The organism is Reyranella sp. (genome assembly GCF_004296935.1).
Lineage (GTDB): Bacteria > Pseudomonadota > Alphaproteobacteria > Reyranellales > Reyranellaceae > Reyranella.
The window spans coordinates 1-16,790 of record NZ_SCVH01000039.1; the positions used below are offsets into that span (position 1 = coordinate 1).

The following is a 16,790-nucleotide window of genomic DNA, read 5'->3' on the forward strand; positions in this document are numbered from 1 at the left end:
CCGGCTGACGCTCGCCTGGCCAAAGGAGCCTGCATTGACCCGATAATCCGCAATCGTCAGATTGCTGCGGTACTTGCGTTCGTTCCTTTCCCGCACGTACTCGATCAGGGCGCCCGAAAAATACTCGAGGTCGTCCGAGCGGCGAAAGCGCAGATCCGAGGTGGAGTGCTCGGGCAGAAACGCCTCGCCATTCTCGCCGAGCCGAAACGAGACCGACGAGCCTTGTCCGCAGGTGAGCAGAAACCGCCCGTCGACCTGCTTCCAGCGGCCTTGGGGCGAGAGGCCGTCCAATCGTGGGCCCAGCCAGATGAAGTCGCCGTCTTCGATCAGGTAGACCAGCGAGTCCCATTCCTTGCCCGTCTCGCGGCCTCGCAGGAAGACAGACACCTGGCTCAGAATGGGGCCATTGGCCAAGCGTTCGCTGTTGCTGTGATCGATATAGCGGAGGAACCGGTCATCCTCGATGAAACTGGGCGCAAGTCCCGCCTTCTCAAGCCGGACGCAGAGGTCGATGTCCTCGTAGCCGTATTCGACGAGTTGTTCGTCGTAACCTTCGATGCGATGAAAGTCCTCTTTCCGGACACAAATCCTGCCGAAGGCATCGCGCAGCCGCACGTGCGCGCCGTCAAAGTCCGGCCGAAGATAAATCTGCTCGTGCCGGTCGAAGCGCTCGTTCACGTAGTGCGCAAAGCCAGGACCCGTGAAGTTGTCGGCGTCAAGCGTACACACGATATCTCCCGTAGCCAGGCGAAAAGCCAGATTTCGCGCGTGGCTGCGCTCGAAGTGCGCCCGGTCCGTGGTTTTGAAATAAACCAGCCGGCCCGCCTCGATCCACTCCTGCAAATGCTCTTTCGCCCAGGCCTCCAGCCCATCGGATGAATTGTAGTCGAGAAGCACGATCTCCATATCCGGATAGCTGAGATTATCGGACAGATTCCGGGGCAAGGTCTCGGCCAGGTGATGAAGCCGATCCATGCATGACACGCAGAACGAGATCTTCCGGTGCCGGAACGGCCTCACGGCGATCGTGGATGTCTCGAAGTTCCGGCGAACGGTGCCGCATCCGAACCGACCCGCGTTGAGGACCAGATTGCCGGCCTCGATGTTCCTGCGGTCCTCGTTGGTGCCTTCATCGGTCCGCACGGCGGCGGGGAGAAGACAGTCGAGAAAACGCCCGTCGATCGACGCGCCTCGATATCCCAGCATCTTCAGCCGCTCGCAAAGATCCAGATCGCCGGCGCCCGGGCCGCCCATCGCTTCGTCGAAGCCACCGGAGTGATAGAACAGCGGCCTTCTCATCGCGATCCGCCCGGCCGCGCCTCGATCGCAATAGGGATCCAGCAGATCGTTCAGGGTGAGACATCCGGTCAGGAAGTCATACTCCTGCAGACGCTCTGCCACGTGAAAAGCGAACTGATGGCCGGTGAGGTTGTTCGCGTCGACATTGCAAAGCAACTCGCCCGTCGCCAGACGCATGGCCATGTTCTTTGCCTGGGCGTGCTGAAGCCGTGCCCCCTCCGGGACGCGATAGTAAACGAGTCGTCCTGTGTCGAGATGTTCCTTCAACTCGCTCCGCACCCATTGGTCCAGCCCCTCGCGATCGCCGTAGTCGAGGAGCAGGAACTCGAGGTTCGGATAGTCCCGGTTGTCGCCAAGATTGCGCGGCAAGGTCTCCTTGAGATGATCGAGCTCGCCCGCGGATGAAGTCGCGAAGGTGATGCGCGGAAAGCGATGAGGCGAGACGATGGCCAGCTTGCCATTGCGCTGCACCACGCCACCCCCGAAATCGCGCGACTCCAGTCCGCTGCGACTCCAGGCCGGTCGATCGCTGCCGTCGAGACGCCGCGCGATGCGGGCCAACAGATCTTCCGCAGCCACATCGGCGGGAAGATTCTGGTCGAAACCTTCCGCCAAATAGAAGAGATGCCGGGACAGGATAAGCCCGGTTCCTTCAAATCTCTCGTGAATCCAGCCGGCATGAAACCGCTCGACCAGCCGGCTCGAGAATCCCGCCGGGACCCGATGGAGCGCGGACGCGATGCAGAGGATTTCACCGTTCGCCAGCCGTGCCGCCATGTTCCATTGCTGGACCAGGTTGTCGGTGCCGCACGCCGGAAGCGGTGGAGCCAGCCGGCAATAGACCACGCGCCCAGAGTCGAGTTCCTTCGGCAGCTCCTTGCGGAGCCACTGATCGAGCTGTCCGTCCGGCGCGTCGAGGAGGACGAACTCGAGGTTCGGATAGAACCGGGTGGCGTAGAGATTCTCAGGCAAGCTGCGCCGGATCTCCGCCGCCTGACCGATGGCGGAAATGCAGATGGAGATGAGTGGCAATCTGCGCTCGCGGACAACGACGGAGGCCTCGCCGAAATTCCTGTCCGCCCCGCCGCAGCCGATCCGGCCGCCGTTCAGAATAATGCGTCCGCTTTCAAGGTTGGTCTGGCTGCGCCGGGCGTTCTCCCAGACGCTGCCGCGTTCAATTGACGAATCGCGGCCGATGTCCTGATACTGCAGCTCTTTCTTGCGATCGAGATCGTCGTGCGCAATGCACCGTGCATGGCGAGGTTCGATCGACTGGCAGCGATACCCCATGGTGCGCAGCCGTTCGTACAGGTCGAGATCGTCATAACCCCACCCGACGTGCTCTTCGTCCATGCCGCCGACGTCGAGATAGGCACTCTTGTAGATCGCCACGCGCCCAACACATCCTTCGTCATCGAAGGGGACGAAGCGGTCGCCTTCCATGCGACAGCCGACCAGGAAACTGTCGGGCTCGACATGGTCGGCGATGTATGACGCAAATCCGCGGCCGGTAAAATTGTCGGCGTCGACCAGGCAGATGATATCTCCGCTGGCCAGACGGACCGACAGGTTGCGGGCATGCGCCGGACGAAAATAGGCGGGCTGGGACGTATGGTAGTAGCTCACCCGGCCACTCTCGATCTCTTCGCGCAGTTCGCGCCTGACCCAGTCACCGAGCCCGTCCGACGAGTTGTAATCGAGTAGGACGAACTCGAGGTTCGGATAGTCCTTGTTGTCAGCGATATTCTGGAGCAGCGTCTGGCGCAGGTGATGGAGCCGGCCCCGGCACGAGATGCAGAAGGAGATGCGGGGACGTCTCGCCAGCTGATGGCGGAGGCAATGTTCGAACCAGTGAACACCCGCCTTCACGACACCCCAGATCAGCTTGCGGCCGCGACGGTCGAGTCCCTCGGAGTCGAAGCGGGCGACCAGCTCCCCCTGCGCGTTGACGATGCTCAATGTCTGGTCATGGCGCGTCCAACGGCCCGTGATCCCGAAATGATCGGGCTCGGCTTTGACCGTTCCGTCAGGCAGCAGCTCCACCCGCGCGACCCAGCCGCCGCCAGCGTCGATCAGCTCGCACTGTTGCGCAAAATCCAGATTGTCTCGGAGAAGATTGATCATCGTTCGAACAACATCCGTATTGGGTTCAGGGAATACCGTGGCCGGTGCTGACGCTGCCGCCGCCAAGGTGAAATGGGTTGAATCCTCTTTGGATCATCATCGCCCAGGCCGTTGCACACAGGCTTGGAACCGGCAGCGCCTGCCAGCCGAAGCCAGTATCGGCAATGCGGTTCACATACAGGAAAGCGCGGGACCGGGAGTCGGGATCAGGGCTCACCTCGAATGTCGCGACGCCTTCCAGCATGCTCCGCTCATCCTCGCGCAAGCGCGCTGCCAGCCCGGCGTCGTGGTTGGGGCCTGGCGCATCGTACTCCGCGGCCAGAATCCGGCACATGTTGATCGCGCCGAATGTCCATTCCGGAGAGCAGATGTCGTGGACCGGCTCGCCGCCGGCTCCCGCGGAGAATCCGATTCCGGCCAGGGGTGCGGCTGGGCCGCCCTCCGGATAGAAGCCCGTGTGGCGCTTGACCGACTCCCAGAGCCGAAAGCAGCTCCCCCGGCCGTGGAGTCCGTCGATCTCGTCGACGCCCAGTATGCTCATGCCCCAAGTATGCACGTCCGCGGCGAAGGGAGCGGGTTGACCGTTGGCCATCTTTCCCGGCCGGAAGACGCCGTCGAGGAACGCACCGCACGCGTGAAAGCGAAGCTCGCCGGCCACGCTGCCCCCCAGGTAGTGCCGAAAATATCCGCGTAGTCCCTGCCGAAGCGCATCGACTTCGGCAAGCTGCCCGCGAAATTCCGGAACGTCGGGCATCACCTGCCTCAGCATCGTCAGACCAGCATACAGCGTCAGGTTGGTCTCGTTGGAGATCAGCCGCTCCTGGCTGTGACCCGACGCGGCCGGCCGTGCATAGACCCCGCCGACCGGGCTCTGCATGGCCAGACATGCCGGGACGAGCGAGCGGGCAAGCCGAATCTCATCGCACTGCGGCTGCAATGCGGTGCCCCTCGCCTTCAGATGGGCGACCTGCAACGGACCGATCAGGGCCGCCCAGCTGTTCTCTCCGAGAAATGGATCGAAGAAATTCCACGACAATCGTGCGCCGCCAAGCTCCGGAGGGAAACAGGAGGCGCCCGTATGCGGATCGATCAGGTGAAACCGGTCGCAGATTGCGCCGAAGAAGAAGGCGCTTCCGTCACACGACTCGAGGGACGATCGGGCGTCCCCATAGCGCCAGCCACCGGTCCTGTCCGACCATCCGCGCAGCGATCGGGCCTCGCCGACACAGTCATCAAGCAGCATCCTTGTATGTCGATCGGCCGCGCGCAGAGCCTCTTCGGAGCCGTCGACTGCCAGTGCGATCTGGCGGCACGCGGCACAATAGAGATTGAGCGCATACTGGAGATAGAGACGCTGCCAGAATTCGATGGCGGTTCCGGCAATCCGGCGGTCCTGTCCGTCCGACCGCTGCCAGTAGGACGGCTCGACAAGAAAGCTGACCGGAAGCCTGCCGTCGACAGGACCGCTCGCGCCATGACGGCTGGAGCGAAGCACGAACTCGTAGAGAGCGCCCGACGCCGCAAACTCACTTCGACTGCAAGGATGCTCGGTGTTCATATGACTCGGGCAATTTACCAATTCCGGCGAAGCGGACAACGCCGCCTGCCTCCATGTGCCGTCTGGAGCGAACATCTCAGCCACCCAGATGCACGCGGCGTGCGCGCGGCATGTCGGCCGTTTCCAAACCCGCCCGCTGGGTTGCCACGAGACGGCTGAAGGCGCCCCGCCGGGCCATCAGCTCCTCGTAGCTGCCCTGCTCGACGATCCGGCCATGCTCGATCACCACGACCAGGTCGGCTTCGCGAACGGTCGACAGCCGATGGGCGATCACAAAGGTGGTGCGGCCCCGCATCAGCACCTTGAGCGCCCTCTGGATGCGCGCCTCGGTCAGCGAGTCGAGGGCGCTGGTGGCTTCGTCGAGGATCAGGATCGGTGGGTCCTTGAGCAGGGCGCGCGCAATCGCCAGGCGCTGGCGTTCACCGCCCGACAAAGTGATGCCGCGTTCGCCCACCATCGTGTCGTAACCATGCGGCTTGCGCATGATGAAGTCGTGCGCCTCGGCGAGTCTTGCCGCTTCCTCGAGCTCGGCCTGCGTGGCATCGGGTTTGCCGATACGGAGATTTTCGGCGATCGTGCGGTAGAACATGGTGCTGTCCTGGAAGACCACGCCGATGTTGCGGCGGAGCGATTCCAGCCTGATGTCCCGATGGTCGATGCCGTCGACGCGAATGGCGCCGCTCTGGGGGTCCCACATCCGGTGCAGGAGCGACAGCGTCGTGCTCTTGCCGGCGCCGGTCGGACCCACCAGGGCCACGGTCATGCCGGCCTCGGCCCTCAACGAGAAATGCGTCAGCGCCGCGAGCTTGCCGTCGTAGGAAAAACCCACGTCGTCGAACGCGACATCGCCCCTGGCGCGGCCGAGGTCGAGGCCATCCGGTCTGTCGACGACCTTCGACTGCGTATTGAGAACCTGAAAGAAATCGGCGAGGGCCGGCATCTGGAAGAACACGCCGCAGATGAAACCCGACGCCTGGTTCATGCGGCCGATCAGCATGGCGGCAAAGCCCATGAAACTCACGATCTCGCCGATGGTCGCCTCGCCGCGCGTGTAGAGCCAGGTGCCGAGAACGAAGATCAGGATGACCGAGATCGTCGAGGCCGCCCGGGTCGTTACCGACAGGAGCGCCCACCAGTTCAGCACCGGAAACTGCGCCGCCAGCGTCTGGCGCATGATGCGGTGCATTTCGCCCGCCTCGGCACCCAGGCGAACGAAGCTCTGGATCAGATTGACGTTGCCCAGGGCATCGCCGGCCCGGCTGGCCAGCTGGGTGTGGAAGCCCTCGACTTCGTGCTGGAGCTGGTCGGTGCGGCTGATGACCCAGATGGTGGCCGCAACGAAGAAGACCATCAGCGCCACCAGCAGCAGGCCGAAGCGCCAGTTCATGAGCAGGCTGAGCGGCAGCAGGACGAACAGCGCGACGAAGGTCGCGAGGTTCTCGCGGAAGAACGACAGCCAGATGCCGAACAGGTGATCGACGCCCGTCAGCATGACCTTCAGCAGTTGCCCGGAGTGCCGGGCGCTGTGGAACGCGAACGGCAGCGCCAGCACGTGTTCCAGAAATTTCGCCATGGCTCCGAGCCGCCGGCGGTGTGCCATCCGGTCGGCCTGCAGGGAGACCACGATGTTTGCCGCGAGGCCGCCGACGCCGACGACCACCCACACCATGAGCAGCTCGCGGATCTCGCGCCACAGGACGTCGGCCGACCTGTCCTTTGCCGTCGCCAGCAGGTCCACCACCTTGCCAAACAGGACGGGCTCGTAGAACTGCAAGGCGGCCACCGCCACGTTGGCGAGCGCAAGCGTGATCGCCAGGCCGCGCTCGGCACGCAGTTCGCCTATCACCCGGCCGTAAACGCTGATGAACCCCATGAGATGAAGCCGCCCCCGAGCGCGTTGCTCCAACGCTTCCTAAATCGGGTGCCGCCCGCTTGGCCAGTATAATCCTATCGCCGGCGTGCAGATTGCGTATTTGTAATCTGCACGACAGGCGGTTGGAGATGCGGGCAAACTCCCTGCCCGAGTCCTGGCCCGCGTCTCACATGGTTTTTCACGGCGTTGGATACCGTTCGATGCCGTGTTTGCACGGCCTTCTCGCATTATTTGTGGACGCCTGAATGTAACGCGTTCTGTCCGGAAACCTGTCCAGAATCCCGCTGCAAACCGGTCGCCCGGGGCCGACGTTCGCCGTCGGCGCAGTTTACTCTTTGGGTCTCAATCGTTTGTCGACGGCATGGTCAGGACCATGCCAGGCGCAGCGCTCTCTGAAGAGCATTGGGGGCACGCCGGAGGGAGTTCCGGTGGCACGGACGCCTTGTGGAGTTGAGCCGCCGCACACAGACCTCGTGCGACGATAGCGAAAACATAGGGCAATTCCGGCTGAACCTGTGAATCGCAGATTGCAAATCAGCCTCGCGGAATTCGCCGGGCTGCTGGCAGTGCCAGCACTCTTTCTCCTGGAAGGCATGCTCCGCGCGCCGTCTTTACTGCCGTGTGGCCAGCCATTGCCGGGCCGCCACGGCATCCCGGAAAACACGCGAACGATCGCCGTCTGCTTCGGCGATGAGCAAGAACAGCCGGGCGAGTCCGTCCAGCGGGCCCGTCGCCGGCACGAGAACTGCAATCGGGCTGCGGCTCTGATTGCGGGCCATGCGCCCTGCCACGACCGCCAGGAGCTTTTCGTCGATCTTCGCCGGCGTATTCGTTGCATCCACGAATTTCCGGTACGGAATGGCATCGGCTGCTTCGAGGGCGTCGAAGAACTGCGTGGCGTCTTCTATGCTGACGTCGCCATCCAGGACAATCTCGACGAGCCGTTCCTCATGATTGACGGTCCAATGGATCGGCATGGAACCTCCCCCTGAAGCACAAGCTACCTGACCCCGTTCACGGGGAAGCCGATGGCGGTTCCCAGCGGCTGATATGACCCCGTGATCTTTCCGCTCTCGCGCGTCATCAGCAGAAACTGCCCTTTGATGGGGAAGTCGGCCTGATCGTTGGGCTTCTCGAAACGGCCGGTCCAGCTGTTCTGATCGTAGCCGACCTTGCCGCGCAGCACGTAGGTACCGGACCGGGTTTCCCAGTAACCCATGAGTTCGCCGTTGCCCGCTGCGTCGATGGTGAGCGTGCCCTGACAGGGACAGTTGGTGCCGACACTGCCGGTCCACGAAATCTTCCACGTGCCGACGAAGTCCTCGACCTTGTCGGCCGGTGGACCGATCGAGCGGCCGAACGGCACACCCATCGGCGGCGCGACGTGCGCGGGCTGGCCAAACGCCGCCTGCCCCGTCGCAGCCGCGAGGGCGAGAGCCTGGGCCAAAGCAATCGCGCCGGCGCGTGAAGGTCGACATCATCGATCCTTCCTAGAGCAAATGGACGGACAGCGATATGCGGACTGAAGCATCAGTGCCGCGGCAGGCTGGGGCGATTCGCCTCCTTCTCCATCTGCAGGAGCATCCGCTTCAGGTACATTGCGTCTTGGCCTATCTGGCATCTCCGATCTCCCGGCCGCGAAATGGCGTCAGCTCAATCTCGATAGGCTGACTACCAAGAAGCGCTCCGTGCTCATCAGGCAGCTTCAAGCAGTCCTCGCGGGTAGCGAGTAGCGAGATACACTCACCCTGCTGCATAAAGATGACGGCGCAGGAACCCGGGATCGGGGTCGAAGCCCAGGCCCGGACCGGTCGGCACGTCGAGCGACTTCTGCCAGCGCGTGAGGCCGATGCCGTAGAGGTCCATCGAATCGTCGGCCTCAACCGTGGCGAAATAGCCCTCCTCCTCCGTGACGGAAAGCATGTGCAGCGAGGCGAGCGCCGCCGGTCCAACGAAGGGCGTGTGCGGCGCCGCCGTCTTCTTCGCGGCCTCAAGCATGGCGAGCGTGCGCTTTGCCTCGGAGAGGCCGCCCAGCATGCAGACGTCGGGCTGCAGCACGCCGATCGCCGGGGTCTTGCTGTAGACGGCCATCTGCTCGGCCGAGCCGAAATCGGCGCCCATGCCGATCACGATCCCCGGCAGGGCGGGACAGTCGAGCAGATCCTCGGGCGGCCAGAAGGGATCCTCGAACCACAGCAGGCCGAGGGCCGCCCAGCGCTTCGCGTCGCGGCTGATCTCGGCCAGGGTGTGGGCGTTGTTGCTGTCGGCGACATAGGGCGTTGCCGGCGGAATCGCGCGGCGCGCCTCCTCGATCACTTCGAGGCTCGCCTCGTGCACCTTCACGGCGGCGACGCCCGACGCCAGCGCCTGCTCGACCCGCTGCCGGGCGCGGCCGGCGTGATCGTACTTGTCGAGGCTCGCCATCACCGGCACGCGACTGCGCCGGGCACCGCCCAGCATCGCCGAGATCGACTGGCCCGACGCCTTGCCGGCGATGTCCCACAGCGCGATGTCGACGGCGGCGAGCGCGTTCAGCACCGTGCCGGCGCGGCCGAAGCTCGCGAAGCGCTTGCGCGCCGAAAGGTTAAGCGCCTCCTTGCGGTCGACCGGCTGGCCGAGATAGTGCGGCGCGATGGCGTCGCGGATGGTGGCGAACAGCGCGTTCTGCATCGGCGGGCGGAGCGACAGGCACTCGCCCCAGCCCACCAGCCCGTCGCGCGTGGTCACGCGGCAGAGGGTGAGGCACATGTCGGCGTTCACCAGCGGCGCCGGCACGCCCACGCTGCGCTTCGGCGGCGGAATCCGGAGCGCGATAGGCTCGATACGGTCGATGATCATGCGCGGCTCCGGTCCGGTCACGCCTTGAAGCCCAGGTCGCGCGCGATGATGTTCTTCTGCACCTCGCTGGTGCCCTCGCCGATCACGTAGACCAGCGCGTCGCGGTGGATGCGGCCCACCGGATACTCGCGCATGATCCCGGCGCCGCCGTGGATGCGGATCGCCTGTTCGCTCACGGCCACCGCGGTCTCGCTGGCGACGAGCTTGACGCGCGCCGCCGTCGCCGGGTCGAGCGTGTTCTGGTCGACCCGCCAGGCACCGTAATAGACGAGCCACCGCGCCGCCTCGATCTGGGCCGACATCTCCGCGAGCTTGTGGCCGATGGCCTGGTAGTCGCCGATGCGCTTGCCGGCGACCAGGCGATCCTGGGCAAAGGCCGTGGCGGCATCGAAGGCCGCTCGCGCCATCCCCAGCGCATTGGCGGCCACGCCCACCCGGTTCTCGCTGAGAGAGTCGAGGATCACCGGATAGGTGCCCAGGCGCCCGCCGAGGACACAGTCGTCGGGCACGAACACATCCTCGATATGGATCAGGCCGGTCTCGGAGGCGCGGATGCCTTCCTTTTTGAGCCTGGAGATCTCCATGCCCTTCGCCGGCAGCTCGACGATGAAGAGGCTGATGGCGTCGCCCCGGAGCTCGGGCGAGGTCCGGGCGGCCACGAGCAGAAAGTCGGCAATCGGCGCGTTGGTGATGTAGAGCTTGGCGCCGCTCAGCCTGAAACCGCCGGCGACGCGGTCGGCGCGGGTCTTGAGGCCGCGGATGTTGGAGCCGCCATCGGGCTCGCTGAGCGCAAAGCCCGCGATCTTTTTTCCGGCGACGGCGGGCCGGAAGAAGCGCTGGCGCTGGCCCTCGGTGCCGGCCTTCCAGATGGGCCAGATGCCGAGGTGGCTGTGGGCCGACCAGCTCGAGGCGAAGCCCTGGCTCATGTAGCTCAGCTCCTCGCGGACGATGCAGTCGCTCACCTTGTCGAGCCCGCTGCCGCCGTCGCTTTCGGGATAGCGGACGCCCAGCAGGCCCAATTCACCCCAGCGCGTAAAAACCTCGCGCGGCAGGGTCTCGTTCTCCTCCGCCGCCACGACGAGCCGTTGATGCTCCGACTGGCAGAGCCGCCGCACCGTCTCGCGCACCGCGATGTGCTGTTCGGAAAAGGAGAAATCCATGGGGTGCGATACCCTATTCTTCGACGCTCTCGGACATTGCTGCGCAATGTCCTGTCGCTCAGGGGGCCGAGCTCCGCTCGGCCCTCACTCCAGCTTGAGGTTGAGGTCCTTCACCATCGTCGTCCAGACTTTCAGCTGGTCCTTCTGATAGTCGACGGCCTGCTGGCGGGTCGAGGGCGTGGGCACGATTCCGCTTTGCAGGAGCTTGGTCTTCACCGCCTCCGACTCGAGAACCTTCACCACTTCCCTGTTGAGACGGTCGAGGATCGCGTCGGGCGTTCCGGCGGGGGCGACCAGGGCCCACCAGCCGTCCATCACGGGCGGCGTCGCGAGGCCGCTTTCGGCGAAGGTCGGCACCTCGGGCAGCAGCACGTAGCGCTTTGCCGCCGGCACGCCCACCGGGCGCACCTTGCCGGCGCGGATCATGGCGAGCGAGGCCGGCACATCCGCCACCATGATCTGCACGTGCCCGCTCAGCAGGTCGGCAAGGCCGGGGGGCACCGACTTGTAGGGAACGTGGGTCACGTCGAGCTTGTGCTCGTTCTTGAAATGGCCGCCGTAGGCGATGCCGCCGGTGTTGCCGCTGGCGTAGTTGAACTTGCCGGGATTGGCCTTGACCAGCGCCACCAGCTCGCCCGCCGTTTTCGCCGCGACGTCGACGTTGACGAGCAGGACGTAATTCACCGACGCGACCATCGAGATGTAGGCGAGGTCCTTGGTGGGATCGTAGCGCACGCCGGTGGTGAGGCCGCCCGGGCTGGCGGCGAGGCCGGAATTCGTCAGGAGGCCGAGCGTGTAGCCGTCCGGGGGCGACTGCACGACGAGCTCGGTGCCGAGCGTCGTGTTGTTGCCGGGCTTGTTCTCGATGACGATCGGCTGGCCCAGCGCCTGGGTCAGGGGCTCGGCGATGATGCGGGCGAGGATGTCGCTGCCGGAACCGGGACCGAAGGGAACGATCAGCCTGATCGGCTTGCTGGGATGGGGCTGCGCCGAGGCGGCGCCGGCACAGGCGAGACCCGCCGCGGCCGCGAGTGCGGCGAGCCAGTGGACGAACTTCATTTTGTTTCCTTCCCGTACTGACGCTTTTCTTGTTTTGAAACGAACGCTCAACCCACAGCCTTCGACGCTCCCGGACATTGCTGCGCTTGGCGGCTTGTAATCAAGCCGCGGCCTGACGCTCATAGGGCCGGGCGAAGCCCGGCCGCGAGGGACCGCCGAAAACGATCTGGACGAGGCCGGCCACGATGCCCAGCGCCACGCCGAACCGCCAGGCGAGGTCGTAGTTGCCGAACATGTCGAACATCAGGCCGCCGCCCCAGGCGCCGACGACCGAGCCCATCTGGTGGATGACGAACGACACGCCGAGCAGCGTCGCCATGTTGCGCGTGCCGAACAGGTCGGCGACATAGCCCGACACCAGCGGAATGACGCCCAGCCACATCATGCCCATGGCCGCGGCGAAGAGGATCGTCGTCACGGGCGTCGGCGGAAACAGGAAATAGACCATCAGCACGCCGGAGCGGGCGAGATAGGTGAGGCCCAGCAGGACGTTCTTGAGATAGCGCTGGCCGAGCCAGCCGGCCAGCAGGCAGCCGGCGATGTTGATGCCGCCGATGATGCTGAGCGCCGTGGCGCCGAGCATCGGGTCCTGGCCGCACAGCGCGAGATAATTCGGCAGGTGCGTGTTGATGAAGATGAGCTGCAGCCCGCAGACGAAATGCGTGGCGCAGAGCACGACGAAGCGGCGGTTGCCGAGCGCCTCGCCGATCGCGGCGGCCGCCGAGGCGCGCTGGAGCGACGGCTGCGGCAGGCGGTCGACCCGGCCGGTGATCATCGCCGCCGGCACGATCGCCAGCGCCAGGATCACGAACAGCGCCGCGCCCCAGCGCCAGTCCCAGACGCCCAGCAGCGCCTGCAGGCCGGGCGCGATCACCAGCGTGCCGACCGAGGAGAAGGCGCCGACGATGCCCAGGATCACGCTCCGCCGCTCGGGCGAGGCGGCCCGCGCCGCCGCCGTCATCGCCAGCGACGATCCGGTGCAGGCGATGCCGATGCCGATCAGGGCCTGCGCCAGCAGGAAAGTCGACGTGCCGGTGGCGGCCGTCATGACGGCCATGGCGGCGACATAGGCGATCGCGCCCAGCACCATCACCGGGCGCAAGCCCCAGCGATCGGCCATCGCCCCCAGCGGCGCCTGCGCCAGGCCCCAGACGATGTTCTGGACGGCGATCGCGAAGGTGAAATCCGACGCCGACATGGAAAGCGCCTCAGTCATCGGCGGCAGGAACAGCCCCAGGCACTGACGCATGCCCATGGCGAGGCTCATCATCACCGAGGCGGCGATCAGGATGTGCAGGGTGTTCGCCCGCATCGCAGCGTTCATTGTTGGCGCGTTTCCTCTTTGCGCCAGCCTGCCCGGATTGGCGCCGGGGTCAAGAACCGCCCGCCGGCGCTATCGCCTAGCAAATGCGATCAACAGCTTTCCCCTAGAGTCTTTCCGGCTGGACGGACTCATCGCTGGGAGCGCGCCACTCCAGTGGCGCTCATATTCATTGAATTCCGAGCGCCACTGGAGTGGCGCGCTCCCAGCAATGAAACCTGCAGGGTGAGGTGAGTTTGTGTCAGTCGGAAAGACGCTAATGCGTCTTCGCAGCGTCGCGCTTGATCTTCTTCGCCAGCGACCATTTGTGGACCTCGGTCGGCCCGTCGTAGATGCGGAAGGCCCTGACCTCCCTGAAGACCTGCTCGACGATCGTGTCGGTGGAGACGCCGGTGCCGCCCATCACCTGGACGCAGCGATCGGCGACGCGATAGAGCGCCTCCGACACGGCGACCTTGGCCATCGAACTCTCGGTCGTCCCGAGCACGCCGGTGTCGAGGACGTCGGCGCACCAGTCGATCATCAGTTCGGCCTGCTTGAGGTCGATCAGGTTGTCGGCCAGCATGAAGCCCACGCCCTCATGATCGATCAGCGGCTTGCCGAAGGCCTGGCGTTTGACCGCATAGGCCGTGGCGATTTCGTTGGCCCGGCTGGCGGCGCCGAACCAGCGCATGCAATGCGACAGGCGGGCCGGGCTGAGGCGCACCTGGGCGTAGTTGAAGCCCTTGCCATCCTCGCCCAGCATCTGGTCGGCCGGCACGCGGAGATTGTCGATCGTCACCATGGCGTGGCCGCCCGGCATCGAACTGTCGATGGTATCGATAACGCGGTCGATGCGGATGGCAGGATCGGGCAGGTCGACCACGAACATGCAGGCGCCGGCGGCGGATTTCGCCATGACGATGCCGACCTTGGCGCCCCTCGCGCCGGTGATGAAGGTCTTGCGGCCGTTGATCACCCAGTGGTTGCCGTCCTGCACCGCGGTGGTCTGCATCATCGACGGGTCGGAACCCGCGCCGCCCTCTCCGGCCGGTTCGGTCATGAAGAACGCCGAACGTGCGCGCCCCTCGACCATCGGCTTCAGGAAGCGCTCCTTCATCTCCGGGCTGCCCACCTTGCCCAGCAGGTACATGTTGCCTTCGTCGGGCGCCATCGTGTTCACGGCCACCGGACCCAGGGGCGACAGGCCGGACGCCTTCAGGACGGTCGCGGTCTCGCGTTGGCTGAGATGGCTGCCGTTGCTGAGAATGTGCGGCGTCAGCACGCCCGCGGCGCGCGCCTTGGCCCGCAGTTCGGCGACCAGCTCATCGGTCGGGCCGTGGTCGCCGCATCGGGGATCGTGCTCGTAGGGCACCACGACGTCGCGCACGAATGCCTCCACGCGCGCGGCGATCTCGGCGGCTTTCGCGGCACCCACTCCACTCATCTGATCACCCTTTGCAGTCTCAGAACGACGGAATCTCAGAACGATTTGTTCGTCTTGGGCCGGTGCCTGTTCTGGACCTTGAAGCCGGAGCGCTCCGCTCGCCGCGGGTCGCGGACCCAGACTTCGCGGTTCGGGTGCAGGCCGCCGCCGCGCGTGGCGGGCACGGCGGTCGCGCGGGCGCGATGCAGCAGGCGCGTGTCGGCCGCGCCGCAGTTGGGATGGAGGCCGCCGTTGGCGGCGACCGCCTTGTCCCAGGCCGCCTTGCGTTTGGCCAAGGTCGCGGCATCGTCGAGCGCGGGACAGTTGAGCTCGCTCTTGTTGAGGTCGACCACGATCTCGTCGCCGTCCTCGACGAAGGCGATGGGGCCGCCCAGCGCCGCCTCGGGGCCGACGTGGCCGATGACGAGGCCGACCGAGCCGCCGGAGAAGCGGGCATCTGTCATCAGGCCGATCACGATGTTGCGCTCGCGGCAGAGGGTGGTGATGCGCGAGGTCGGATCGAGCATCTCGGGCATGCCGGGCGCGCCGCTCGGGCCCTCGTAGCGCACGATCACCATGTCGTGGTTCTGGAAGGAGTCCGGTGCCTTGTCGAGCGCCTCGAGCAGGCGGCGCTCGCCCTCGAAGACGCGCGCCCGGCCGCGGAAGGTGTTGTCCTCCAGCCCGCCCTCGACGCCGGCGAGCTTCAGGATGGCCGAGAAATCCGGCGAGAGGTTGCCGCCCAGCACGCGCAGGCCCCCGGTCGGCTTATAAGGCTTGTCGACCGAGTAGACGACCTTGCCGTCGGCGCGCCTGGCGCCGAGGCGATCGATCTGGGCGGCCAGCGTCTCGCCGGTGCAGGTCATGACATCGCCGTTCAGCAGACCGGCGTCGAGCAGCTCGCGCGCGATCACCTGCACGCCGCCCACGTTGTCGATGTCGACCATCGAATACTTGCCGTAGGGCCGGGCATCGGTGAGCACGGGCACGACATGCTGCGAGAGGTGGTTGAACTCCTCGGGCGTGATGATGTCCTTCCAGAAATCGGCGTAGCCGGCGGCGCGCGCGATCTCCGGCGCATGGAGCGTGACGTTGGTCGAACCGCCGATCGCCATAGCGACGATCACGGCGTTGCGGATCGAATCGCGGACCACGATGTCGCGTGGCTTCAGGTCCTTGTCGATCATGTCGGCGAGGTAGGCCACCAGCTCGTCGGCGAATTCATGGGTGCGGCGCGGATCGTCGGACGGCGGCGCCACCATGTGCAGCGGCTCCATGCCGACGACGCCGATGAAGGTCTGCATGGTGTTGTAGGTGAACATGCCGCCGCAGCTGCCGATGCCGGGGCAGGCGTGGAGCGCGATGTGCTGGCGGAACGCCGCGTCGGGGTTGCCGGCGACCTGATACGCCGTGACGAGGTCGATGGCCTCGCCGGTCTTGGGATCGTGGCCCGGATGGATCGGGCCGTCCGACATGATGATGGCGGGCCGGTTGTGCTCGAGCAGCGCCGCCAGCGTGCCGACCGGCGGCTTGTCGCAGGCCACGACGGCGATGGTGCCGGCAAGCCCGGTGGCGCTCAGATGCTCGCACAGCGCATCGTTGGTCACCTCGCGGCCGATCAGCGAGTAGCGCATCTCGCGCGTGCCGTTGCGCATGCCGTCGGAGGTGGCGATGGTGAACTCGGGCTGGACCAGGCGCAGCTTGAGCTGGCCCTGGCCCGCGCCGACCCGCGCCTTCAGCCGCTCGTGGATGGCGTCGACCTTGGCCAGGACGCCGAGATAGCACTGGCTGTCGCCCTTGGTGCCGACGACGCCGACCGACGGTTCGTGGATCAGGTCCGGGTCGGTCCCGAGCGCCCGCGCGATGCCGATCGTCTGGGTGGAGCGGCCGGGATGGCGGTCGATGAGGAGGTCGGTCGGTTTCATTGCGCAGGCCCTTGGAAAAGAGATCGCTCAGTCAGGGCGCGGAAGATGCGCCAGACCGAGGGGCCGTGGCAAGATTCGACGGACGGGCGGGTTTCGCGGCGGGCGAGCCTGGGCCGACGAAGCCGCCGGGGCGCCACGCCTATTTCAGCGCGACCAGCTCCAGCGCCGGTCCGCCGAGCACGGCGACCGCACCGACAATCGCAACGCCCCCCAAGGCGACGGCGATCATAC

General features: G+C 65.7%; 11 protein-coding genes. All 11 read right to left on the reverse strand.

Annotation, left to right across the window (positions count from 1 at the left end):
* Positions 1 to 3,423 (reverse strand): glycosyltransferase (locus tag EPO55_RS04885; protein WP_296335340.1); only part of this gene is annotated, 3,423 nt, incomplete at its 3' end.
* A 25-nt stretch (positions 3,424 to 3,448) separates the two neighbouring features.
* Positions 3,449 to 4,981, reverse strand: coding sequence for a hypothetical protein (locus EPO55_RS04890; protein ID WP_296335341.1), 1,533 nt, complete (start codon positions 4,979 to 4,981; stop codon positions 3,449 to 3,451).
* A gap of 76 nt (positions 4,982 to 5,057) precedes the next feature.
* Positions 5,058 to 6,854 (reverse strand): glucan ABC transporter ATP-binding protein/ permease, encoded by a 1,797-nt coding sequence (locus EPO55_RS04895; RefSeq protein ID WP_296335343.1) that lies wholly within the window; start codon positions 6,852 to 6,854, stop codon positions 5,058 to 5,060.
* A 611-nt stretch (positions 6,855 to 7,465) separates the two neighbouring features.
* Complete coding sequence (locus EPO55_RS04900) at positions 7,466 to 7,831, reverse strand: hypothetical protein (RefSeq protein ID WP_296335344.1); 366 nt, start codon at positions 7,829 to 7,831, stop codon at positions 7,466 to 7,468.
* A 23-nt stretch (positions 7,832 to 7,854) separates the two neighbouring features.
* Entirely contained in the window at positions 7,855 to 8,301 is a 447-nt protein-coding gene (locus tag EPO55_RS04905) for a hypothetical protein (protein ID WP_296335345.1), read from the reverse strand.
* Positions 8,302 to 8,597: 296 nt separating this feature from the next.
* A complete protein-coding gene (locus tag EPO55_RS04910; RefSeq protein ID WP_296335346.1) occupies positions 8,598 to 9,692 on the reverse strand; it encodes a mandelate racemase/muconate lactonizing enzyme family protein in 1,095 nt (364 codons plus the stop codon).
* Positions 9,693 to 9,709: 17 nt separating this feature from the next.
* Positions 9,710 to 10,852 carry an acyl-CoA dehydrogenase family protein gene (locus tag EPO55_RS04915; protein ID WP_296335347.1) on the reverse strand — a complete coding sequence of 381 codons (1,143 nt, stop codon included), beginning with the start codon at positions 10,850 to 10,852 and terminating at the stop codon, positions 9,710 to 9,712.
* Between the two features lie 84 nt (positions 10,853 to 10,936).
* The gene (locus EPO55_RS04920; RefSeq protein ID WP_296335349.1) at positions 10,937 to 11,911 is read right to left on the reverse strand and encodes a tripartite tricarboxylate transporter substrate binding protein; all 975 of its coding nucleotides are present in this window, start codon (positions 11,909 to 11,911) and stop codon (positions 10,937 to 10,939) included.
* Positions 11,912 to 12,011: 100 nt separating this feature from the next.
* Positions 12,012 to 13,235 (reverse strand): MFS transporter, encoded by a 1,224-nt coding sequence (locus EPO55_RS04925; protein WP_296335350.1) that lies wholly within the window; start codon positions 13,233 to 13,235, stop codon positions 12,012 to 12,014.
* Between the two features lie 253 nt (positions 13,236 to 13,488).
* Positions 13,489 to 14,658: an acyl-CoA dehydrogenase family protein gene (locus EPO55_RS04930; RefSeq protein WP_296335351.1), complete on the reverse strand. Its 1,170-nt coding sequence runs from the start codon at positions 14,656 to 14,658 to the stop codon at positions 13,489 to 13,491.
* Between the two features lie 35 nt (positions 14,659 to 14,693).
* On the reverse strand, positions 14,694 to 16,559 hold the full coding sequence (locus EPO55_RS04935; protein WP_296335352.1) for a dihydroxy-acid dehydratase: 1,866 nt from the start codon (positions 16,557 to 16,559) through the stop codon (positions 14,694 to 14,696).
* Between the last annotated feature and the right edge of the window lie 231 nt (positions 16,560 to 16,790).

Bases quoted from the DNA above. Each gene is read 5' to 3' on its own strand.
- EPO55_RS04890 (WP_296335341.1), bottom strand. From the start codon at position 4,981: ATGAACACCGAGCATCCTTGCAGTCGAAGTGAGTTTGCGGCGTCGGGC.
- EPO55_RS04895 (WP_296335343.1), bottom strand. From the start codon at position 6,854: ATGGGGTTCATCAGCGTTTACGGCCGGGTGATAGGCGAACTGCGTGCC.
- EPO55_RS04900 (WP_296335344.1), bottom strand. From the start codon at position 7,831: ATGCCGATCCATTGGACCGTCAATCATGAGGAACGGCTCGTCGAGATT.
- EPO55_RS04910 (WP_296335346.1), bottom strand. From the start codon at position 9,692: ATGATCATCGACCGTATCGAGCCTATCGCGCTCCGGATTCCGCCGCCG.
- EPO55_RS04915 (WP_296335347.1), bottom strand. From the start codon at position 10,852: ATGGATTTCTCCTTTTCCGAACAGCACATCGCGGTGCGCGAGACGGTG.
- EPO55_RS04920 (WP_296335349.1), bottom strand. From the start codon at position 11,911: ATGAAGTTCGTCCACTGGCTCGCCGCACTCGCGGCCGCGGCGGGTCTC.
- EPO55_RS04925 (WP_296335350.1), bottom strand. From the start codon at position 13,235: ATGAACGCTGCGATGCGGGCGAACACCCTGCACATCCTGATCGCCGCC.
- EPO55_RS04930 (WP_296335351.1), bottom strand. From the start codon at position 14,658: ATGAGTGGAGTGGGTGCCGCGAAAGCCGCCGAGATCGCCGCGCGCGTG.
- EPO55_RS04935 (WP_296335352.1), bottom strand. From the start codon at position 16,559: ATGAAACCGACCGACCTCCTCATCGACCGCCATCCCGGCCGCTCCACC.